Genomic DNA, 20,772 nt, shown 5'->3' with positions numbered 1-20,772 from the left:
TACATCCGGGGCACTTCATGCAAAATTCAATCGGCGCACCAAAGCAGAGGCTCAGCCTCAGCGATCCCAAAGTGCGTGCGTGGCTATTTCAGATCATCACCATTGTGGCGGTGGTCTCGATGGGCTGGTACCTGTTCGACAACACGCAGACCAACCTTCAACACCGGGGCATTACCTCCGGTTTCGACTTTCTGGAGCGCAGTGCCGGTTTCGGCATCGCTCAACACTTGATCGACTACACCGAATCGGACAGTTATGCCCGGGTGTTTGTCATCGGCCTGCTCAACACGCTGCTGGTGACCTTCATCGGCGTGATCCTGGCGACGATCCTCGGGTTCATCGTCGGCGTGTCACGGCTGTCGAAGAACTGGATCATCAGCAAGCTGGCGACTGTTTATGTGGAAGTCTTCCGCAACATTCCGCCGCTGCTGCAAATCCTGTTCTGGTACTTCGCGGTGTTCCTGACCATGCCGGGGCCACGCAACAGTCATAACTTCGGCGACACCTTCTTCGTCAGCAGCCGCGGCCTGAACATGCCGGCCGCGTTGATGGCGGACGGTTTCTGGCCGTTTGTGATCAGCATCGTCGTGGCCATTGTCGCGATCGTGCTGATGAGCCGCTGGGCCACCAAACGCTTCGAAGCGACCGGTGTGCCGTTCCACAAGTTCTGGGTTGGCCTGGCGCTGTTCTTTGCGATCCCGGCGCTGTGCGCGTTGATCTTCGGTGCACCCGTGCACTGGGAAATGCCCAAGCTGCAAGGCTTCAACTTTGTCGGTGGCTGGGTGCTGATCCCGGAACTGCTGGCACTGACCCTGGCCCTGACCGTGTACACCGCGGCGTTCATCGCCGAGATCGTGCGTTCGGGTATCAAGTCGGTCAGCCACGGCCAGACCGAAGCGGCGCACTCGCTGGGTCTGCGTAACGGTCCGACCCTGCGCAAAGTGATCATCCCGCAAGCACTGCGCGTGATCATTCCGCCGCTGACAAGCCAATACCTGAACCTGGCGAAAAACTCTTCGCTGGCGGCCGGTATCGGTTATCCGGAGATGGTCTCGTTGTTTGCCGGTACGGTGCTGAACCAGACCGGGCAGGCGATCGAGGTAATTGCCATCACCATGAGCGTGTACCTGGCGATCAGTATCAGCATTTCCCTGCTGATGAACTGGTACAACAAGCGCATTGCGCTGATCGAGCGGTAAGGAAAAGCGCATGAGTACTCATACTTTCAAGCCTGACATGCCTCCACCGAGCAGTAGCATCGGTGTGGTCGCATGGATGCGCGCAAACATGTTCTCCAGCTGGCTCAACACCCTGCTGACCCTGTTTGCGTTCTATCTGATTTACCTGATTGTCCCGCCGATCCTGGAATGGGCAATCATCGACGCCAACTGGGTCGGCACCACCCGTGCCGACTGCACCAAGGAAGGCGCCTGCTGGGTGTTCATTCAGCAGCGTTTTGGCCAGTTCATGTACGGCTACTACCCGATGGACCTGCGCTGGCGCGTGGACCTGACCGTGTGGCTGGCGGTGATCGGCGTGGCGCCACTGTTCATCTCGCGCTTTCACCGTAAAGCCGTGTATGGCCTGAGCTTCCTGGTGCTGTACCCGATCATTGCCTGGTGCCTGTTGCATGGTGGCGTTTTCGGTCTGACCCAAGTGGCGACCAGCCAATGGGGCGGCCTGATGCTGACCCTGGTGATCGCCACTGTCGGTATTGCCGGTGCGTTGCCGCTGGGCATTGTGCTGGCGCTGGGCCGTCGTTCGAACATGCCGGCGATTCGCGTGGTCTGCGTGACCTTCATCGAATTCTGGCGCGGCGTGCCGTTGATCACGGTGCTGTTCATGTCCTCGGTGATGCTGCCGTTGTTCCTGCCTGAAGGCATGAACTTCGACAAACTGCTGCGGGCGCTGATCGGCGTGATCCTGTTCCAGTCGGCCTATGTGGCTGAAGTGGTGCGCGGCGGTCTGCAAGCGATTCCAAAAGGTCAGTACGAAGCGGCTGCGGCGATGGGCCTCGGTTACTGGCGCAGCATGGGCCTGGTGATTTTGCCGCAAGCCCTGAAGCTGGTAATCCCTGGCATCGTCAACACCTTCATTGCGCTGTTCAAGGACACGAGCCTGGTGATCATCATCGGCCTGTTCGACTTGCTCAACAGCGTCAAACAAGCCGCCGCCGACCCGAAATGGTTGGGCATGGCCACTGAAGGCTATGTGTTCGCGGCCCTGGTGTTCTGGATTTTCTGTTTTGGTATGTCGCGCTATTCCATGCATCTGGAACGCAAGCTCGACACTGGCCACAAGCGTTAGGAGTTCTGTAATGAGCGAAGCAATCAAAAAGCCTGTGAGCCCTGAAGGCATTATTCAGATGCAGGGCGTGAACAAGTGGTACGGCCAGTTCCACGTATTGAAAGACATCAACCTGAACGTTAAACAGGGCGAGCGTATCGTCCTGTGCGGCCCGTCGGGTTCCGGTAAGTCGACGACCATTCGCTGCCTCAACCGCCTGGAAGAACACCAGCAGGGCCGCATCGTGGTCGATGGCGTGGAGTTGACCAACGACCTCAAGCAGATCGAAACGGTCCGCCGTGAAGTCGGCATGGTGTTCCAGCACTTCAACCTGTTCCCGCACCTGACCATCCTGCAGAACTGCACCCTGGCGCCGATGTGGGTGCGCAAGATGCCCAAGCGCCAGGCCGAAGAAATCGCCATGCATTACCTGGAACGCGTACGCATTCCGGAGCAGGCGCATAAATTCCCGGGGCAACTGTCCGGCGGTCAGCAGCAGCGTGTGGCGATTGCCCGCGCGCTGTGCATGAAACCGAAAATCATGCTGTTCGACGAACCGACTTCGGCCCTTGACCCGGAAATGGTGAAAGAGGTGCTGGACACCATGATCGGTCTGGCCGAAGACGGCATGACCATGCTCTGCGTGACCCACGAAATGGGCTTCGCCCGCACCGTGGCCAACCGCGTGATCTTCATGGACAAGGGCGAAATCGTTGAACAGGCCGCGCCAAACGACTTCTTCGACAATCCGCAGAACGAACGCACCAAACTGTTCCTGAGCCAGATCCTGCATTGATCGAAGCCAGGCAGTGAAAAAAACCCGGACGCTGTTCCGGGTTTTTTTTGCCCGAAAAAACACACCTCGATCCCTGTAGGAGCCGGCTTGCCGGCGATGGCGGAGGGTCAGGCGACGTCCATGTTGGATGTCAGACCGAATCGCCAGCAAGCCGGCTCCTACAGGGTTTGCGCAATGCACGAGATGGCGAGCCGGGCGCGGAATTGTAGGAGCCGGCTTGCTGGCGATGGCGGTGGTTCGGGCAACATCCATGTGGGATGCCAGACCAAATCGCCAGCAAGCCGGCTCCTACAGGGTTTGTGTCGCGTGCGAAATAACGAGCCGGACGCGGAATTGTAGGAGCCGGCTTGCCGGCGATAGCGGTGGGTCAGGCGACATCCATGTGGGATGTCAGACCGAATCGCCGGCAAGCCGGCTCCTACAGGGGGTGTGTCGTGTGCGAGATGGCGAGCCGAACGCGGAATTGTAGGAGCCGGCTTGCCGGCGATAGCGGTGGTTCGGGCGACATCCATGTGGGATGCCAGACCGAATCGCCAGCAAGCCGGCTCCTACAGGGTTTGTGTCGCGTGCGAAATAACGAGCCGGACGCGGAATTGTAGGAGCCGGCTTGCCGGCGATAGCGGTGGGTCAGGCGACGTCCATGTTGGATGTCAGACCGAATCGCCAGCAAGCCGGCTCCTACAGGGGGTGTGTCGTGTGCGAAATGGCGAGCCGGGCGCGGAATTGTAGGAGCCGGCTTGCCGGCGATGGCGGTGGGTCAGGCGACATCCATGTGGGATGCCAGACCGAATCGCCGGCAAGCCGGCTCCTACAGGGTTTGCGCGATGCACGAGATGGCGAGCCGGGCGCGCAATTGTAGGAGCCGGCTTGCCGGCGATAGCGGTGGGTCAGGTGACATCCAGGTGGGATGTCGGACCGTATCGCCGGCAAGCCGGCTCCTACAGGGTTTGTGTAAACCGTTTGCCCTGTGGGGCGATGCTGACTAACATGTCAGAAAATTCATCCTATGATTGGATGAAAGGGCGAATCTTATGTCAGACATGTCTCCACTCATTAAACGTTCCCTGGTTGATCAGGCTCTGGACCAGTTGCGCCTGCGTATCACCGAAGGCGTCTGGTCTGTCGGTCAGCGCCTGCCCACCGAGCCTGAGCTGTCTGCCGAATTGGGCATCAGCCGCAACACTGTCCGCGAAGCCATGCGCGTGTTGGCGTTTTCCGGTTTGATTGAAATCCGCCAGGGCGACGGCAGCTATCTGCGGGCGGTGATCGATCCGCTGGACACCCTGAAAGCGTTGTCGCGCTGCTCGCTTGAGCAGGCCAGGGAAACCCGGCACATCCTTGAAGTCGAGGCCATCGGCCTTGCCGCGCTGCGCAGGACCGACGAAGACCTCGTGGCCTTGCGCGAAGCGCTCAACGTCAGCGGCGATCACTACCACGGCGATCTCGACAGCTACATCGCCTGCGACCTGGTGTTTCACCGTCGTCTGGTTGACGCCGCGCACAACCCCACCCTCAGCGAGTTGTATCGCTATTTCTCCAGCGTCGTCGGTGCACAACTGCGCCAGACCTTGAGCATCACGCCACGCCGCCAGGAAGTGTTCGACCTGCATATCGAACTGCTCGATGCCGTCGAGCAACGCGACCCGGAACGCGCGAAAGCCTTGTCGAGGCAGTTGATCAATGAACCTTGAAACCGAGAACGCCATGTCCAGCAGCCACAGCACGATCACCGAAGCCAAACGCACGGCGGAGCTCGAAGAGCTGCTGATCGACGCCGAGGCCGATGACGAACAGGTCCAGCAAAGTCAGCCAATCCTGCGTCGCCCGTGGCTGTTGTTGCTGGGGCTGATTCTGGTCGCGCTGAACTTGCGTCCGGCGCTGTCGAGCATGGCGCCGATGCTCAGCGAGGTCTCGAAAAGCTTGGGCCTGTCGGCGGCGCAGGCCGGTTTGCTGACGACGTTGCCAGTGCTGTGCCTCGGTCTTTTTGCGCCGTTGGCGCCGATTCTGGCGCGACGTTTCGGCGCTGAGCGCGTGGTGTTGGGCATCCTTCTGACATTGGCCGGCGGGATCATTCTGCGCAGTTCGTTCGGTGAAATCGGCCTGTTTGGCGGCAGCGTGCTGGCCGGCGCGAGCATCGGCGTGATCGGCGTTTTGCTGCCAGGCATCGTCAAACGCGACTTCGCCAAACACGCCGGGACCATGACCGGCGTCTACACCATGGCCCTGTGCCTGGGGGCGGCGATGGCGGCGGGCGCGACCGTGCCGTTGAGCGAACACTTCGACAAAAGCTGGGCGTTGGGACTTGGCTTCTGGGTGATTCCTGCGCTGGTGGCGGCGATGTTCTGGTTGCCGCAAGTCGGTCAGAAACATGGCGCGCACAACGTGGCTTACCGGGTACGCGGTCTGTTGCGTGACCCGTTGGCCTGGCAAGTGACCTTGTACATGGGCCTGCAATCGTCCTTGGCGTACATCGTGTTCGGCTGGTTGCCATCGATCCTGATCGGTCGCGGCCTGACGCCAACCCAGGCCGGCCTGGTGCTGTCGGGTTCGGTGATCGTTCAACTCGCCAGTTCGCTGGCCGCACCGTGGCTGGCGACGCGCGGCAAGGATCAGCGCCTGGCGATCGTCATCGTCATGGCGCTGACCCTCGGCGGTCTGTTCGGTTGCCTTTATGCACCCATCGAAGGCCTGTGGGGCTGGGCGATCCTGCTCGGCCTGGGGCAGGGCGGAACGTTCAGCCTGGCGTTGACGCTGATCGTCTTGCGCTCGCGGGATTCGCACGTGGCGGCCAACCTGTCGAGCATGGCCCAGGGCTTCGGTTACACCCTGGCGTCCATGGGGCCGTTCGCGGTCGGCATCGTGCATGACTGGACCGGCGGCTGGAATGCCGTGGGCTGGATCTTCGCTGTGATCGGCCTCGGCGCCATCCTTGCCGGCCTCGGTGCCGGGCGTTCGCTGTACGTGCAGGTGGTCAGCGAAAAGGTCTGACTACAGGTAAACAACGTCCAGCGTTGCCGAACCGTCGAGCTGCACCTCAGCGCTGAGGTCCAGCTCGGAGGTGGGCGCGATGACCGTTTCTACCGTCACCCGGCTTGTCAGTGTGCGGATGGCAATCGGGCCGGCGCTGCTCCCGGCAATGTCAGTGAATCCGAGATAACTTCGGGCGCCAATCGGAATGGCCTGGCTGTTCGACGAACTCCAGGCCTTGCCGCCCGTGGTGGAATCGGTTCGATAGACCTGCATCAGGTCGTCCACCACGGTGCTGGCCGGATCGAAGTTCAGTGAATACAAGCTGATTTTATTGTGGCTGTGGTCGTGGTTCAGGCCGTAGTAAATCTCACTGTTGACGATTGCCGAGCCGTCGCGGTTGTCGCGCATCAGCAGGGCAAAACGCGCGGGTGCATTGCACTGAATGTTGAGGTCGAGGGTCTGGTCGCGCAGTCGCGTGCGTTTGTCGACGCTGAGGTCCTGCCGGGAGATTTTTCCGTAGTCGACGAGGCCGTTGTTGGACAGCATCGGTGTGCAGGCGAGCGGGGTGAGGGTGCCTTTGACGGTCAGGTCAACGGTGGACGCCGCGAAGCTGTGTTGGGTGGTGCTGATGAGCAAGGTTGTCGCAAGGACAGCGAAGTAATGATTCATTTGTGAAAGTTCTTTTCATTGATTTTATTCTGCCTGTGCCGGGAGTCTGCGGAGCTGCACTGTCGGCAAAAGAGCACGAGGTGGTGGGAATGCTCGCCAGCGGAATGACCGTCAGTGAAATCGCCGGCTACTTCAAACGCAGCGTTTCGACCATCAGCAAACAGAAAAACATGGCCATGCAGCGACTGGGCATTTCCACGGATGTGGACCTGTTTGCGTATGCCCGTGAGAGTGGCATGGTGGATTAGGCTTCGGCACACCTGGGGGTATTCCCGCCACGAATGCCGGTAGTGTTTCGAACATTAGTTGACTATCGTGCAGGCAATTCTGCGAAACCCATTTTCAAACCAGGGAGCTTGCCCATGAGTGATGCCCACAACGCCTTGATCACCCGATTCTATGAGGCCTTCCAGCGCCTGGATGCCGAGGCCATGAGCGCCTGCTACACCGACGACGTGGTGTTCAGTGATCCGGCATTTGGCGAATTGCGCGGGCGCGATGCGGGCGACATGTGGCGCATGCTCACCACCCGGGCCAAGGATTTTTCCCTGACTTTCGATAACGTGCGCAGTGATGATCGCAGCGGCGGCGCGCATTGGGTGGCGACGTACCTGTTCAGCCAGACCGGCAATACCGTGGTCAACGACATTCAGGCGCGTTTTGTGTTTCGCGACGGCAAGATCTGCGAGCATCACGACCGTTTTGATCTGTGGACCTGGTCGCGTCAGGCGCTGGGGTTCAAGGGCCTGCTGCTGGGCTGGACGCCACTGGTGAGAAACGCCGTTCGTGCTCAGGCCTTGAAGGGGCTGAAGGCATTTCAGGCCAGTCGCTGATAAGATCGCGGCTTGTTTTCTTTCAAGCCCTGATCGTCACGTGAACACGCCGAGCGAACCCGCCGCCATTGCCGCCGAACCGACGCTGCCCGTCAGCAAACCCTGGTTCGTCTACCTCGTTCGCGCGGCCAACGGTTCGCTCTACTGCGGGATCAGCGACGATCCCGCCCGCCGCTTCGCCACTCACCAGAGCGGCAAAGGCGCGCGGTTCTTCCTTTCCAGCCCGGCGGTGGCCTTGGTCTACACCGAAGTCTGCCGCGACAAAAGCGAAGCGCTGCGCCAGGAACGGCTGATCAAAAAACTCAAGAAAAGCGCCAAGGAATGTCTGGTGGCGACCTTTGCTGCGGGCTTATCAATCTGATTGATCAGTTCCCATCAGGCAGATCTGTAGGCTGCTCGCGGATTGCGCGCTAAGCTGCAGATTCCTGATCCGTGCGGCGGAGCCGAGCATGTCCGAGTTGATTCTTCATCATTACCCGACGTCCCCTTTTGCCGAAAAAGCCCGCCTGCTGCTGGGCTTCAAGGGCCTGTCCTGGCGCTCGGTGAAGATCTCGCCGGTGATGCCAAAACCCGATCTGACGGCTTTGACCGGTGGCTATCGCAAGACGCCGGTGTTGCAGATTGGTGCGGATATTTATTGCGACACGTCGCTGATCGCCCGTCGACTGGAGCAGGAAAAAGCCTTGCCGGCGTTCTTCCCGGAAGGTCAGGAAATGATCGCCGCGACGTTCGCTGCATGGGCGGATTCGGTGGTGTTCCAGCATGCCGTAAGCCTGGTGTTTCAGCCTGCGTCGGTCGCGGTGCGTTTCGGCCATTTGCCGCCGGAAGCAATCAAGGCGTTCCTCGCCGATCGCGCCAGTTTTTTCAGCGGTGGCAGTGCGACAAAGTTGTCGGCCGAACAGGCGCGGCATCAATGGCCGACGATCATGGCACGCCTGGAGCAACAGCTGCAGCGCGAGCAGGGCGACTTCCTGTTCGGTGAACCGTCGATTGCCGACTTCGCCCTGGCTCATTCGCTGTGGTTCCTGAAAGCGACACCGGTGACTGCACCGCTGGTCGATGCGTACCCGGCGGTTGCCGCGTGGCATGCACGGGTCTTGGGCTTTGGGCATGGTGCGTTCAGCGAGATGACATCCGAGGAGGCGCTGGCGGTGGCGCGTAATGCCACGCCTGCCGCGTTGCCGGATGAGCAGTTCGAAGAGCCGAACGGGTTTGAGGCGGGTCAGCAGGTGGTTATCACGGCGACCGATTACGGTGTTGATCCGGTGGCCGGGGAGTTGCTGTTTGCCGGGCGTGAGGAATTGATTCTGCGCCGTGAAGACGAGCGTGGCGGGGTGGTGCATGTGCACTTTCCGCGGTTCGGGTTTCGTATTGAAAAACGCTGACCGGTCCTGCTTGGTTTCCGGACAACTACGCAATCCCCTGTAGGAGCCGGCTTGCCGGCGATGGCGGTGGTTCTGTCAACCTATTCATCGACTGAACGGACGCTATCGCCGGCAAGCCGGCTCCTACAAGGGGGTGTGGGGCCGGAGAGTTACTTCAAGGCCGCGAGGATGGTATCCGGGTCATACCCGCGAATCAGCGTTCCGTTGACGTCGATGATCGGAATCCCGCCGCCACCCAACGCTTCATAAGCCTTGCGCGCCTCGGCGTCCTTCTCGATATCGAATTCCTTGTACGGAATGCCTTTCTGATCAAGAAAGCGCCGGGTCAGTTTGCAGTAACCACACCACTCGGTGGCGTAGAGCACGACGTTAGCCTTGGCCTGAGTCTGTTCCGACACCACCTGCGAGGGGTTGAACACCCGCTCGATCTTGCCCCAGTTCTGATAAACCACGACCACCAGCAGGATCAGCAGGAATTTCTTCAGCACGCTGCCCAGCATCAGTTGCGTCGCTTGAGCTGGTCAGTCAGCTGAGTCGGCAGGCCTTTGATGATCAGCGTGCCGGCTTCTTCGTCGTACTCGATCTTCGAGCCCAGCAGGTGCGCTTCGAAGCTGATCGACAGACCTTCGGCGCGACCGGTGAAGCGGCGGAACTGGTTCAGGGTGCGTTTGTCCGCCGGGATCTCTGGCGAAAGCCCGTAGTCCTTGTTGCGAATGTGATCGTAAAAGGCTTTCGGACGCTCTTCGTCGATCAGTTCGGAGAGTTCTTCCAGGCCCATGGGCTCGCCCATTTTTGCCTGGCTGCTGGCGTAATCCACCAGGGTCTTGGTTTTTTCGCGGGCGGACTCTTCCGGCAAATCTTCGCTTTCCACGAAGTCGCTGAACGCCTTGAGCAGCGTGCGTGTTTCGCCCGGGCCGTCGACGCCTTCCTGGCAGCCGATGAAGTCGCGGAAATACTCCGAAACCTTTTTGCCGTTCTTGCCTTTGATGAACGAAATGTACTGCTTGGACTGTTTGTTGTTCTGCCACTCGGAGACGTTGATTCGCGCCGCCAGGTGCAACTGGCCCAGATCGAGGTGGCGGGACGGGGTCACGTCCAGCTGATCGGTCACGGCAACGCCTTCACTGTGGTGCAGCAGCGCGATCGCCAGGTAATCGGTCATGCCCTGCTGGTAATGCGCAAACAGCACGTGGCCGCCCACGGAGAGGTTCGACTCTTCCATCAGCTTCTGCAGGTGTTCCACCGCCACGCGGCTGAACGCCGTGAAGTCCTTACCGCCGTCGAGGTATTCCTTCAGCCAGCCGCTGAACGGGTGCGCCCCGGATTCGGCATGGAAGAAACCCCAGGCCTTGCCTTGTTTGGCGTTGTAGCTCTCGTTGAGGTCGGCAAGCATGTTCTCGATGGCGCTCGACTCGGCCAGTTCAGAGTCGCGAGCGTGGAGAACTGCGGGCGTGCCGTCGGGTTTTTTGTCGATCAGGTGGACGATGCAATGACGGATCGGCATGGGCTTCTCGGCTGTTTGATACGGCTGGTTGGAGAGAGCAGGGCAGGCTCCCAAAAAAGTGCCAAGTGTACCGCAACCGCTGGTTTTGGCGTGGTGCGAAGGGCAATTCGTAGCCGACCGACGGCCCTTATGCAGTTTTTTCCTGTTTTAGAGCAATAAAGCTGACCAAATGGGTAGCTAGAGGCGGATATTTCCCCGTCTCTGTGCTAGTTTTGCCCGGTCTTACGCGAAGTCACTGCGTTAAGCGTGCATTCAGCATTTGTCAGGTCGAACCAAACCCTGATTTCGGTATCTATAACCCCGATCCCGTGGTTATTGGCCGAGGGTGCCAGATCCAGAAGATCGGGCTCGATGGCTGACACTGCACTCTGCAATCCATATGAATTTGATAGGGAAGGAACACTACATGGCTCTTACTAAAGACCAACTGATCGCCGACATCGCTGAAGCTATCGACGCGCCAAAAACCACCGCGCGTAACGCTCTGGACCAACTGGGCCAAATCGTTGCCGATCAGCTGGAAAACGGCGGCGAAATCACTCTGCCAGGTATCGGCAAGCTGAAAGTGACTGAGCGTCCTGCCCGTACCGGCCGTAACCCTTCGACTGGCGCTGCCATCGAAATCGCTGCCAAGAAAGTTATCAAGCTGGTTGTGGCCAAAGGCCTGACCGACGCTGTTAACAAGTAAGACGCAGTAAAAAAAACCGTGCTCCGGAGTGATCCGGGCACGGTTTTTTTGTGCCTGTGATTTGGCGTTGGGCTCGCAAACACCGCAAAACCAATGTGGGAGTGAGCCTGCTCGCGATTGCGGTGCGTCAGGCAATATTATTGTCACTGACATACCGCCATCGCGAGCAGGCTCGCTCCTATAGTTGATCTCCGTTGGTCAGTTACTCAGCTTTTTTTAACCCAACGCTCGCGCCGCCAGACCTGCTGCTCGGATTTGGTCTGGAAAGTCCACGCAACGAAGCGGCTTTGCTTCTGGCCCTGGGACATTTCCACGACCTGGCTTTCCAGAACCCCGGCCTTTTTCAGCGCCGTCTCAATCGCCGGCAGGTTCGAGGCTTTCGAGACCAGGGTGCTGAACCACAGCACTTTGTGCTGAAAGTGCGCGCTTTCGGCAATCAGCTGCGTCACAAAACGGGCTTCGCCACCTTCGCACCACAATTCGGCCGACTGACCGCCGAAGTTCAGCACCGGCAGTTTGCGTTTCGGGTCGGCGCGGCCCAGGGCGCGCCATTTGCGCTCGCTGCCTTTGGTCGCTTCGTCCATCGAAGCGTGGAACGGCGGGTTGCACATGGTCAGGTCGAAGCGTTCGCCGGGTTCGAGCAAGCCCAGCAGAATGTGCTTGGGATTGGTCTGCTGGCGCAGCTGGATGGCCTTGTTCAGGCCGTTGGACTGGACGATGGCTTTGGCGGCGGCCACGGCCGTCGGGTCGATTTCCGAACCGAGGAAGTGCCAGCGGTAGTCGCTGTAGCCGATCAGCGGGTAGACGCAGTTGGCGCCCATGCCGATGTCGAGCACCTTGACCGGCGCGCCACGCGGGATTTCGCCGTCATTGACGCTGGCCAGCAGGTCGGCCAGGAAGTGCACGTAGTCAGCACGGCCCGGCACCGGCGGGCAGAGGTAATCGGCCGGAATGTCCCAATGGGCGATGCCATAGAACGATTTCAGCAGCGCCCGGTTGAACACCCGCACCGCGTCCGGGCTGGCGAAGTCGATGCTTTCCTTGCCGTACGGGTTGATGATCACGAACTTCGCCAGTTCCGGCGTGGTTTTGATCAGCGCCGGGAAGTCGTAACGACCCTGATGGCGGTTGCGCGGGTGCAAGCTGGCCTTTTCACGCGGTTCCACGGCTTTGGCCGGGGTGGCGGGGTCAGGCTTCTTGCGCGCAGGGCGGGGTGTGCGGGGGGCGGTCATGGGCGTTGTCGATTCGGGTATGGCTGAAATTGGCGGGTATTGTCCCACATCCAGCCGTTTTGAACCCAATTGCAAAACCAACACAAATCTCCTGTGGGAGCGAGCCTGCTCGCGATGAGGCCATTTAATCCAATAAATTTGCCGGCTGGTAGTCCGCCATCGCGAGCAGGCTCGCTCCCACAGGGGGGATGTATGAGTAGAAAGTGGCGGGCATAAAAAAGGGAGGCCGTTGCGGGCCTCCCTTTTTCATTGCGATCTGCCGTTACAGGCTGGCAATCCGCGCATGCTGCTCGGCCAGTTTGCCCAAAGCCTGTTCGGCTTCAGCCAGCTTGGCGCGTTCCTTCTCGATGACTTCGGCCGGAGCCTTGTCGACGAAACCTGCGTTGGACAGCTTGCCGCCCACGCGCTGGACTTCGCCCTGCAGACGCAGGATTTCCTTGTCCAGACGGGCCAGTTCGGCGTCCTTGTCGATCAGGCCGGCCATCGGCACCAGCACTTCCATCTCACCCACCAGCGCGGTGGCGGACAGCGGTGCTTCTTCGCCGGCAGCCAACACGGTGATCGATTCGAGACGCGCCAGTTTCTTCAACAGGGCTTCGTTCTCGGTGAGACGACGCTGATCTTCGGCGCTGACGTTTTTCAGGAAAATGTTCAGCGGCTTGCCCGGGCCGATGTTCATCTCGCCACGGATATTGCGCGTGCCGAGCATCAGTTCCTTGAGCCACTCGATGTCGTTCTCGGCCGCCGGATCGATGCGCTCTTCATTGGCCACTGGCCAAGGTTGCAGCATGATCGTCTTGCCTTCGATACCGGCCAGCGGCGCGATGCGCTGCCAGATTTCTTCGGTGATGAACGGCATGAACGGGTGCGCCAGGCGCAACGCGACTTCCAGTACGCGCACCAGCGTGCGACGGGTGCCGCGCTGGCGCTCGACCGGTGCGTTTTCGTCCCACAGCACAGGCTTGGACAGTTCCAGGTACCAGTCGCAATACTGGTTCCAGATGAACTCGTACAAGGCTTGTGCCGCGAGGTCGAAGCGGAACTGGTCGAGTTGACGGGTCACTTCGGCTTCGGTGCGTTGCAGCTGCGAGATGATCCAGCGATCCGCCAGCGACAGTTCGTAGGCTTCGCCGTTCTGGCCGCAGTCTTCGCCCTTGTCCAGCACGTAGCGCGCGGCGTTCCAGATCTTGTTGCAGAAGTTGCGATAGCCTTCGACGCGGCCCATGTCGAACTTGATGTCGCGACCGGTGGACGCCAGCGAGCAGAAGGTGAAGCGCAGGGCGTCGGTGCCGTAGCTGGCGATGCCGTCGGCGAACTCATCGCGGGTCTGCTTCTCGATCTTCTTCGCCAGTTTCGGCTGCATCATGCCGGAGGTGCGTTTCTGCACCAGGTCTTCCAGCTCGATACCGTCGATGATGTCCAGCGGGTCCAGGACGTTGCCCTTGGACTTGGACATTTTCTGGCCCTGGCCGTCTCGCACCAGACCGTGAACGTAAACGGTCTTGAACGGAACCTGCGGCGTGCCGTCTTCGTTTTTCACCAGGTGCATGGTGAGCATGATCATCCGGGCAACCCAGAAGAAAATGATGTCGAAGCCAGTCACCAACACGTCGGTGGAGTGGAATTTCTTCAGGAATTCGGTCTGCTCAGGCCAGCCGAGCGTCGAGAATGTCCACAGGCCCGAACTGAACCAGGTGTCGAGAACGTCGTTGTCCTGTTGCAGTGCAACGTCCGGACCGAGGTTGTGCTTGGCACGCACTTCGGCTTCGTCGCGACCGACGTAGACTTTGCCCGACTCGTCGTACCAGGCCGGAATCCGGTGGCCCCACCACAGTTGACGGCTGATGCACCAATCCTGGATGTCGCGCATCCACGAGAAGTACATGTTTTCGTACTGTTTAGGCACGAACTGGATACGGCCGTCTTCAACAGCGGCAATCGCCGGTTCAGCCAAAGGTTTGGTGGACACGTACCACTGGTCGGTCAGCCACGGCTCGATGATGGTGCCGGAACGGTCGCCTTTCGGCACTTTCAGTGCGTGATCGTTGACGCTGACCAACAGGTCGGCGGCGTCGAACGCAGCAACGATTTGTTTGCGCGCTTCAAAGCGGTCGAGGCCGACGTATTCAGCCGGGATCTTGCCGTCGATGCTTTCGTTCAGCGTGCCGTCGAGGTTGAACACCTGGCAGGCCGGCAGTACGGCGGCGTTCTTGTCGAAGATGTTCAGCAGCGGCAGGTTGTGGCGCTTGCCGACTTCGTAGTCGTTGAAATCGTGGGCCGGGGTGATTTTCACGCAACCGGTGCCGAATTCAGGGTCGCAGTAATCGTCGGCGATGATCGGGATGCGGCGGCCAACCAGCGGCAGCTCGACAAATTTGCCGATCAGGGCTTTGTAGCGTTCATCGTTCGGGTTAACCGCGACGGCGGCGTCGCCGAGCATGGTTTCCGGGCGAGTGGTCGCGACGATCAGGTAATCATTGCCTTCAGCGGTCTTGGCGCCGTCGGCCAGCGGGTATTTCAGGTTCCACAGGAAACCTTTCTCGTCGTGGTTTTCCACTTCGAGGTCGGAAATCGCCGTGTGCAACTTGGTGTCCCAGTTGACCAGACGCTTGCCGCGATAGATCAGGCCGTCTTCGTGCAGGCGCACGAACGCTTCTTTCACCGCTTCCGAGAGACCGTCGTCCATGGTGAAGCGCTCGCGGCCCCAGTCCACGGACGAGCCGAGACGGCGGATCTGACGGCTGATGTTGCCGCCGGACTGATCCTTCCATTCCCAGACTTTCTCGAGGAATTTTTCACGGCCCAGGTCGTGGCGATTCTGGCCCTGGGCTTCGAGTTGGCGTTCCACCAGCATTTGCGTGGCGATACCGGCGTGGTCGGTGCCCGGCTGCCACAGGGTGTTGCGACCCTGCATGCGGCGGAAACGGATCAGGGCGTCCATGATCGCGTTGTTGAAGCCGTGACCCATGTGCAGGCTGCCGGTGACGTTCGGCGGCGGGATCATGATGGTGTAGGACTCGCCCGCGCCTTGCGGGGCGAAGTAATTCTCAGACTCCCAGGTGTTGTACCAGGAAGTTTCAATGGCGTGCGGCTGGTAGGTCTTATCCATGCGCGGCGGGACCCTATTGGCATTAATTCAGGAAAAGCCGACGAGTATAGCGGGGCATGGGGCGCAGGGCGAGCGGGGGCGGACAGGGCGCAGTATCAAAAACGGCACGAAACCAATGTGGGAGCGGGCTTGCTCGCGAAAGCGGTCTGACATTCAACATTTGTGCTGACTGATACGACGCCTTCGCGAGCAAGCCCGCTCCCACAGGGGATTTGTGTTGGGTTCAGTCGTTGTACTGGCTTAGCAACCGCTCAAGGCGCGCGCTGAGGCGGCGTTTGATTTCGGTTTCGATGTGCGGGGCGAAGTCGTCGATCACGTCTTGCATGATCAGTTGCGCGGCGGCGCGCAGTTCGCTGTCCAGGTGCAGCAGGTCGTCTGGACCTTTGGCAGCGGGTGCCGGTTGCGCGGCAGCGGCGACTGGCGTCGGTGCGACGGTGGGCTGACTGGCGCTGACCGTGTCGAACAACATCGGAATCTGTTCCTGCTCTCCATCGTCGACAGTGTCGGTCAGCAGCGGTGGTTGCAGGTTGTCATCGCCGAGCAATTGGCGGATCGACTCAAGGTCGTCCAGCAGGTGCGCGGACTTTTGCAGCGGTTTTGGAGTGTCCATCGGAATGCTCAGAGTCGCTGTAAACGGTGATCTTGCAGAGGATAGCCCTGTTCGCGGTAGAAACGGAAACTCTCCCGCGCAGCCGTGCGTATCGCCGGATCCTCCACCACCACTTCCGCCACCCGGGCGAATTTGTTGGCAAAGGCCGGGACTTTCAGGTCGAGGTTGACCAGCAAATCCTGATGTTGACCGCAGTCATCGCCAAGACCCAGCACAATCAAACCGTCCGGCTCGCTTTCGGCGGGGCCGTGGGGCACGAAGCTTTCGCCCTTGAAGGCCCACAGGCGCGCATCGAGATCGTCACGCTGGGCGGCATCGCTGCAATGCAGGTAGATGCGATGGCCCATGCGCCAGGCTTTATCGGTGAGCTTGCAGGCGAAATCCAGCCGTGCCGAAGGGTCGGCGCTGGGCAGGATATAAAAGTCGACTTTGGTCATTGCGGTTCCTGAGCCCCAGGCGACGTCGCCCGAAAGCAACGCCGCCCGAGGTCATCGGTTTCAGGCTTTGGCGCGGTCCAGCAGGTACTGGGTCAGCAATGGAACCGGACGGCCAGTGGCGCCCTTGTCCTTGCCGCCGCTGGTCCAGGCGGTGCCGGCGATGTCCAGGTGCGCCCAGTTCAGGTTCTTGGTGAAGCGCGACAGGAAGCAGGCAGCGGTGATGGTGCCGGCTTTCGGGCCGCCAATGTTGGCGATGTCGGCGAACGGGCTGTCCAGCTGCTCTTGATACTCGTCGAACAACGGCAGTTGCCAGGCGCGGTCGTCAGCCGATTGGCCGGCGCTCAGCAGTTGGCCGATCAGTTCGTCGTTGTTGCCCAGCAGGCCGGAGGTGTGCGCACCCAATGCAACGACGCAAGCGCCGGTCAGGGTTGCGATGTCGATCACGGCTTGTGGCTTGAAGCGCTCGGAGTAGGTCAGGGCATCGCACAGCACCAGACGGCCTTCGGCGTCGGTGTTGAGGATTTCCACGGTCTGGCCGCTCATGGTGGTGACGATGTCGCCCGGACGCGAAGCGTTGCCGCTCGGCATGTTCTCGGCGCAGGCGAGGATGCACACCAGATTGATCGGCAGCTTCAGTTCGAGCACGGCGCGCAGGGTGCCGAAGACGCTGGCGGCGCCGCCCATGTCGTACTTCATTTCATCCATGCCGGCGCCCGGCTTCAGGCTGATGCCGCCGGTGTCGAAGGTGATGCCTTTGCCGACCAGGGCGTACGGCTTCTCGGATTTCTTGCCGCCGTTGTATTGCATGACGATCAGGCGCGGTGGCTGGGCGCTGCCCTGGCCGACGGCGTAGAACGAGCCCATACCCAGTTCCTTGATTTTCTTCTCATCAAGGACTTCGACTTTCAGGCTTTTGAATTCTTTACCGAGGTTTTTCGCTTGCTCGCCGAGGAACGTCGGGTGGCAGATGTTCGGCGGCAGGTTGCCCAGGTTGCGGGTGAACGCCATGCCGTTGGCGATCGCGGTGGCGTGGGCCACGGCGCGCTCGACTTCAGCCTGGGCCGCCTTGATGGTCACCAGGGTGACTTTCTTCAGGGCGCGAGGTTCGGCTTTCTGGCTCTTGAACTGATCGAAGGTGTATTCGCCGTCCACCAGGGTTTCGGCCAGCAGGCGGGTTTTGCCATAGCTGTCGCGACCCTTGACGATCACTTCGTCCAGCGCCAGCACAGCATCGCTGCCGCCCAGGCCTTTCAGGGTGTTGAGGATGCCGGCGATGATTTTACGGAACGGGCGGTCACCCAGTTCTTCGTCCTTGCCCACGCCGACCAGCAACACGCGCTCGGCTTTCAGGTTCGGCAGGCTGTGCAGCAACAGGCTCTGGCCAACCTTGCCGGCCAGGTCGCCGCGCTTGAGCACTGCGCTGATGGCGCCACCGCTCAGTTCGTCGAGTTGTTTGGCAACGGCGCCGAGCTTGCGGCCTTCGCCGACGGCGACTACCAGGGTGGCGGTTTTCAACGTTTCTGGGTTAACGCTTTTTACAACCAGTTCCATGTCCGGGTCCCTGAATGATGGGTCAACACGCAAGTGCTCGACGACAGACGTTCGAGCCTGCTTATTTATAGAGTGAAAGACGCAAGTCACGGCTTGCGACAAAGGCCGCAGTTTGAACCTCGCTACCGGCGCCTGACAACCCTCGGTTGTACGATCTTCTGCGCTTTGGCCGCCTGCGTAACCATGCGCAGTGACAGGCGCGTCCAATCACAGGATAATGCGCCAACTTTTTTCGGCAGCTCTGTCTTGCGGGCTGCCTGATACGTTTGCTTGTTTGGCCGCCTTAGCCTGACAACCCTGGAGTGTCTGGTTTGATCGTCTTCCGTTACCTATCCCGCGAAGTCCTGTTGACCTTGAGCGCCGTCAGTGCCGTGCTGCTGGTCATCATCATGAGCGGACGCTTCATCAAATACCTCGCCCAGGCGGCGGCTGGCCTTCTGGATCCGGGCTCGCTGTTCCTGATCATGGGCTTTCGCCTGCCAGGCTTTCTGCAACTGATCCTGCCGCTGGGCCTGTTCCTCGGGATCCTGCTGGCCTACGGTCGCCTGTACCTTGAAAGTGAAATGACCGTGCTCTCCGCCACGGGCATGAGCCAGCAGCGCCTGTTCACCATGACCCTGTTTCCGGCCACCCTGGTGGCACTGGTGGTGGCATGGTTGAGCCTGAGCCTGGCGCCACAAGGGGCCAATCAGTTTCAGTTGCTGCTGAACAAACAAGATGCGCTGACCGAGTTCGATACCCTCGAGCCGGGCCGCTTCCAGGCCCTGCGTGACGGCACCCGGGTGACCTACACCGAAACCCTGTCGGATGACCGCATCCACCTCGGCGGCGTGTTCATTTCGCAAAAGAACGTCTCGTCGGACAAGAAGGATCGCGGGATTTCCGTGCTGGTGGCCGAGAAGGGCCGTCAGGAAATCCGCCCCGACGGCAACCGCTACCTGATTCTCGACAACGGTTATCGCTACGACGGTAACCCGGGGCAGGCCGACTATCGTGCGATCAAGTACGAAGAGTACGGCGTGTTGCTGCCTAAACCGGACGTCAGCGACGAAGTCACCGACCGTGATGCAATGCCCACCAGTTCGTTGCTCGGCAGTGATGACCTGCGTTCGCGCACCGAGTTGCAATGGCGCCTGTCCTTGCCCTTGCTGGTCTTCATCGTGACCCTGATGGCGGTGCCGCTGTCGCGGGTCAATCCGCGCCAGGGCCGTTTCCTCAAGCTGCTGCCGGCGATTCTTCTTTATATGGCTTACCTGAGCATCCTGATTGCCGCTCGCGGCGCCCTCGAAAAGGGCAAGATCCCGCCCGCGCTGGGCTTGTGGTGGGTTCACGCAATCTTCCTGGCCATCGGCCTTGGCTTGCTCTATTGGGAACCCTGGCAGTTGAAGCGGGCGAGTCGCCGCAGCGCGCTGGAGGTGGCCCGTGGTTAAGCTCGATCGCTACATCGGTAGCAGCGTCTTTATCGCGATCCTGGCGGTACTGGGGATTATTCTCGGCCTGGCCACGCTGTTCGCTTTCATCGACGAGATGGGTGAAGTCAGCGATACCTACACCCTGGTCGATGTCTTGAGTTACGTCCTGCTGACCGCGCCGCGCCGTCTTTACGACATGTTGCCGATGGCAGCACTGATCGGCTGCCTGATCGGCCTCGGCAGTCTGGCCAGCCACAGCGAGCTGACCATCATGCGCGCTGCGGGCGTGTCGATCGGCCGGATCGTCTGGGCCGTCATGAAGCCGATGCTGATCCTGATGGTGGTGGGCGTGTTGATTGGCGAGTACATCGCGCCGGCGACCGAAAGCACCGCGCAGGCCAACCGCTCGCTGGCTCAAGGCAGTGGTGATGCGCAAAGCGCCAAGCATGGCCTGTGGCACCGTCAGGGCGAGGAGTTCATCCACGTCAACTCGGTACAACCCAACGGCGTGCTGTACGGCGTGACCCGCTATCGCTTCGACGATCAGCGGCACATGCTGTCCTCGAGCTTCGCCAAACGCGCGAAATTCGACCAGGATCACTGGCAGTTGAGCGATGTCACGACCACGCTGTTCCATGACAAGAGCACCGAAGTGGTCACGGCCCCGGTCGAGCGCTGGAACGTGGCGCTGAGCCCGCAACTGCTGAGCACCGTGGTGATGTCGCCGGATTCGCTGTCGATCACCGGCCTGTGGAGTTACATCCACTACCTGGCGGATCAGGGGTTGAACAATGGCCGTTACTGGCTGGCATTTTGGGTCAAGGTGTTGCAGCCTCTGGTCACTGCCGCCCTGGTACTGATGGCGATCTCCTTCATCTTCGGTCCGCTGCGCTCGGTTACCCTCGGTCAGCGGGTATTCACCGGCGTGCTGGTGGGCTTCACCTTCCGCATCGTCCAGGACCTGCTGGGGCCTTCGAGCCTGGTGTTCGGGTTCTCGCCGCTGTTTGCGGTGCTGGTGCCGGCGGGTGTGTGTGCCCTGGCAGGTGTCTACCTCCTGCGCCGAGCCGGTTGAAACACACGAACCTGTAGGAGCCGGCTTGCTGGCGATAGCGCATCACCGCGGTCATCCAGACCTACCGCGACGCCCGTATCGCCAGCAAGCCGGTTCCTACAAAAGCCTTCAAAAACGCCCCTGTCGCAAGACCGGGGCGTTTTTTGTAGGTGCCGTCTGACCTGCGAACGTGACGCTTGCGCCGTGGATCAGGTACAATTCCCGGCTATTTTTCGGCG

General features: G+C 60.4%; 19 protein-coding genes and 1 pseudogene. 12 read left to right on the top strand and 8 right to left on the bottom strand.

What is annotated here, in order from left to right:
- Positions 1-17 precede the first annotated feature (17 nt).
- The 5 genes from J4E42_RS20760 to J4E42_RS20740 all read left to right on the top strand — a co-directional run bounded on the left by J4E42_RS20760 (position 18) and on the right by J4E42_RS20740 (position 6,070).
- Positions 18-1,199, top strand: a complete 1,182-nt coding sequence (locus tag J4E42_RS20760; protein ID WP_008026631.1) for an amino acid ABC transporter permease — start codon at positions 18-20, stop codon at positions 1,197-1,199.
- Positions 1,200-1,209: 10 nt separating this feature from the next.
- Positions 1,210-2,307, top strand: coding sequence for an amino acid ABC transporter permease (locus J4E42_RS20755; RefSeq protein WP_008037316.1), 1,098 nt, complete (start codon positions 1,210-1,212; stop codon positions 2,305-2,307).
- Positions 2,308-2,317: 10 nt separating this feature from the next.
- A complete protein-coding gene (locus J4E42_RS20750) occupies positions 2,318-3,082 on the top strand; it encodes an amino acid ABC transporter ATP-binding protein (protein WP_008026633.1) in 765 nt (254 codons plus the stop codon).
- 1,031 nt (positions 3,083-4,113) lie between these two features.
- Positions 4,114-4,773 carry a FadR/GntR family transcriptional regulator gene (locus J4E42_RS20745; RefSeq protein WP_008026635.1) on the top strand — a complete coding sequence of 220 codons (660 nt, stop codon included), beginning with the start codon at positions 4,114-4,116 and terminating at the stop codon, positions 4,771-4,773.
- Positions 4,763-6,070 carry a CynX/NimT family MFS transporter gene (locus J4E42_RS20740; protein ID WP_207286061.1) on the top strand — a complete coding sequence of 436 codons (1,308 nt, stop codon included), beginning with the start codon at positions 4,763-4,765 and terminating at the stop codon, positions 6,068-6,070. The genes J4E42_RS20745 and J4E42_RS20740 overlap by 11 nt, the downstream gene beginning before the upstream one ends.
- On the opposite strand, the gene J4E42_RS20735 is transcribed toward J4E42_RS20740, so the two are convergent.
- Positions 6,071-6,721 (bottom strand): DUF1120 domain-containing protein, encoded by a 651-nt coding sequence (locus J4E42_RS20735; RefSeq protein WP_207286060.1) that lies wholly within the window; start codon positions 6,719-6,721, stop codon positions 6,071-6,073.
- Positions 6,722-6,780: 59 nt separating this feature from the next.
- Between J4E42_RS20735 and J4E42_RS20730 the strand changes: the two are divergent.
- From J4E42_RS20730 to J4E42_RS20715, 4 genes and pseudogenes are all read left to right on the top strand, one after another.
- A pseudogene (locus tag J4E42_RS20730) lies at positions 6,781-6,969 on the top strand (helix-turn-helix domain-containing protein); the annotation flags it as partial.
- A 114-nt stretch (positions 6,970-7,083) separates the two neighbouring features.
- A complete protein-coding gene (locus tag J4E42_RS20725) occupies positions 7,084-7,554 on the top strand; it encodes a nuclear transport factor 2 family protein (RefSeq protein WP_008026662.1) in 471 nt (156 codons plus the stop codon).
- 40 nt (positions 7,555-7,594) lie between these two features.
- Entirely contained in the window at positions 7,595-7,915 is a 321-nt protein-coding gene (locus tag J4E42_RS20720; protein ID WP_207286059.1) for a GIY-YIG nuclease family protein, read from the top strand.
- Between the two features lie 88 nt (positions 7,916-8,003).
- Positions 8,004-8,939: a glutathione S-transferase family protein gene (locus J4E42_RS20715; RefSeq protein WP_207286058.1), complete on the top strand. Its 936-nt coding sequence runs from the start codon at positions 8,004-8,006 to the stop codon at positions 8,937-8,939.
- Positions 8,940-9,088: 149 nt separating this feature from the next.
- Here J4E42_RS20715 and J4E42_RS20710 read toward each other — a convergent pair whose 3' ends face one another.
- Positions 9,089-9,439 (bottom strand): glutaredoxin family protein, encoded by a 351-nt coding sequence (locus J4E42_RS20710; RefSeq protein ID WP_008042471.1) that lies wholly within the window; start codon positions 9,437-9,439, stop codon positions 9,089-9,091.
- Positions 9,439-10,443, bottom strand: a complete 1,005-nt coding sequence (gene yejK / locus J4E42_RS20705) for a nucleoid-associated protein YejK (protein ID WP_008026670.1) — start codon at positions 10,441-10,443, stop codon at positions 9,439-9,441. Before yejK ends, J4E42_RS20710 begins: the two co-directional genes overlap by 1 nt.
- Positions 10,444-10,849: 406 nt before the next feature.
- Between yejK and J4E42_RS20700 the strand changes: the two genes are divergently transcribed.
- Positions 10,850-11,131, top strand: coding sequence for an HU family DNA-binding protein (locus J4E42_RS20700; protein WP_007905514.1), 282 nt, complete (start codon positions 10,850-10,852; stop codon positions 11,129-11,131).
- 206 nt (positions 11,132-11,337) lie between these two features.
- Here J4E42_RS20700 and rlmF read toward each other — a convergent pair whose 3' ends face one another.
- From rlmF to J4E42_RS20675, 5 genes are all read right to left on the bottom strand, one after another.
- Positions 11,338-12,363, bottom strand: coding sequence for a 23S rRNA (adenine(1618)-N(6))-methyltransferase RlmF (gene rlmF, locus J4E42_RS20695; protein WP_008042474.1), 1,026 nt, complete (start codon positions 12,361-12,363; stop codon positions 11,338-11,340).
- A gap of 262 nt (positions 12,364-12,625) precedes the next feature.
- Positions 12,626-15,472 carry a valine--tRNA ligase gene (locus tag J4E42_RS20690; RefSeq protein WP_008042478.1) on the bottom strand — a complete coding sequence of 949 codons (2,847 nt, stop codon included), beginning with the start codon at positions 15,470-15,472 and terminating at the stop codon, positions 12,626-12,628.
- A 223-nt stretch (positions 15,473-15,695) separates the two neighbouring features.
- On the bottom strand, positions 15,696-16,082 hold the full coding sequence (locus tag J4E42_RS20685; RefSeq protein ID WP_008026675.1) for a hypothetical protein: 387 nt from the start codon (positions 16,080-16,082) through the stop codon (positions 15,696-15,698).
- 8 nt (positions 16,083-16,090) lie between these two features.
- The gene (locus J4E42_RS20680; RefSeq protein WP_008026678.1) at positions 16,091-16,519 is read right to left on the bottom strand and encodes a DNA polymerase III subunit chi; all 429 of its coding nucleotides are present in this window, start codon (positions 16,517-16,519) and stop codon (positions 16,091-16,093) included.
- 60 nt (positions 16,520-16,579) lie between these two features.
- On the bottom strand, positions 16,580-18,070 hold the full coding sequence (locus J4E42_RS20675; RefSeq protein WP_207286057.1) for a leucyl aminopeptidase: 1,491 nt from the start codon (positions 18,068-18,070) through the stop codon (positions 16,580-16,582).
- A 311-nt stretch (positions 18,071-18,381) separates the two neighbouring features.
- Here J4E42_RS20675 and lptF point away from each other — a divergent pair, with 311 nt between their 5' ends.
- Positions 18,382-19,500, top strand: a complete 1,119-nt coding sequence (gene lptF, locus J4E42_RS20670; RefSeq protein WP_008042482.1) for an LPS export ABC transporter permease LptF — start codon at positions 18,382-18,384, stop codon at positions 19,498-19,500.
- Positions 19,493-20,554: an LPS export ABC transporter permease LptG gene (gene lptG / locus J4E42_RS20665; RefSeq protein ID WP_008042483.1), complete on the top strand. Its 1,062-nt coding sequence runs from the start codon at positions 19,493-19,495 to the stop codon at positions 20,552-20,554. Before lptF ends, lptG begins: the two co-directional genes overlap by 8 nt.
- Positions 20,555-20,772 lie beyond the last annotated feature (218 nt).

It is taken from the genome of Pseudomonas sp. FW300-N2A2 (assembly GCF_017351735.1).
Classification (GTDB): Bacteria; Pseudomonadota; Gammaproteobacteria; order Pseudomonadales; family Pseudomonadaceae; genus Aquipseudomonas; species Aquipseudomonas migulae.
Note: the sequence above shows the minus strand (reverse complement) of the source record. Positions and strands in the feature narration are given on the sequence as shown.

What these genes read in the sequence shown, in the direction of transcription:
- J4E42_RS20760 (WP_008026631.1), top strand. Translation starts at nt 18, where the DNA reads ATGCAAAATTCAATCGGCGCACCAAAGCAGAGGCTCAGCCTCAGCGAT.
- J4E42_RS20755 (WP_008037316.1), top strand. Translation starts at nt 1,210, where the DNA reads ATGAGTACTCATACTTTCAAGCCTGACATGCCTCCACCGAGCAGTAGC.
- J4E42_RS20750 (WP_008026633.1), top strand. Translation starts at nt 2,318, where the DNA reads ATGAGCGAAGCAATCAAAAAGCCTGTGAGCCCTGAAGGCATTATTCAG.
- J4E42_RS20745 (WP_008026635.1), top strand. Translation starts at nt 4,114, where the DNA reads ATGTCAGACATGTCTCCACTCATTAAACGTTCCCTGGTTGATCAGGCT.
- J4E42_RS20740 (WP_207286061.1), top strand. Translation starts at nt 4,763, where the DNA reads ATGAACCTTGAAACCGAGAACGCCATGTCCAGCAGCCACAGCACGATC.
- J4E42_RS20735 (WP_207286060.1), bottom strand. Translation starts at nt 6,721, where the DNA reads ATGAATCATTACTTCGCTGTCCTTGCGACAACCTTGCTCATCAGCACC.
- J4E42_RS20725 (WP_008026662.1), top strand. Translation starts at nt 7,084, where the DNA reads ATGAGTGATGCCCACAACGCCTTGATCACCCGATTCTATGAGGCCTTC.
- J4E42_RS20715 (WP_207286058.1), top strand. Translation starts at nt 8,004, where the DNA reads ATGTCCGAGTTGATTCTTCATCATTACCCGACGTCCCCTTTTGCCGAA.
- J4E42_RS20710 (WP_008042471.1), bottom strand. Translation starts at nt 9,439, where the DNA reads ATGCTGGGCAGCGTGCTGAAGAAATTCCTGCTGATCCTGCTGGTGGTC.
- yejK (WP_008026670.1), bottom strand. Translation starts at nt 10,443, where the DNA reads ATGCCGATCCGTCATTGCATCGTCCACCTGATCGACAAAAAACCCGAC.
- J4E42_RS20700 (WP_007905514.1), top strand. Translation starts at nt 10,850, where the DNA reads ATGGCTCTTACTAAAGACCAACTGATCGCCGACATCGCTGAAGCTATC.
- rlmF (WP_008042474.1), bottom strand. Translation starts at nt 12,363, where the DNA reads ATGACCGCCCCCCGCACACCCCGCCCTGCGCGCAAGAAGCCTGACCCC.
- J4E42_RS20690 (WP_008042478.1), bottom strand. Translation starts at nt 15,472, where the DNA reads ATGGATAAGACCTACCAGCCGCACGCCATTGAAACTTCCTGGTACAAC.
- J4E42_RS20685 (WP_008026675.1), bottom strand. Translation starts at nt 16,082, where the DNA reads ATGGACACTCCAAAACCGCTGCAAAAGTCCGCGCACCTGCTGGACGAC.
- J4E42_RS20680 (WP_008026678.1), bottom strand. Translation starts at nt 16,519, where the DNA reads ATGACCAAAGTCGACTTTTATATCCTGCCCAGCGCCGACCCTTCGGCA.
- J4E42_RS20675 (WP_207286057.1), bottom strand. Translation starts at nt 18,070, where the DNA reads ATGGAACTGGTTGTAAAAAGCGTTAACCCAGAAACGTTGAAAACCGCC.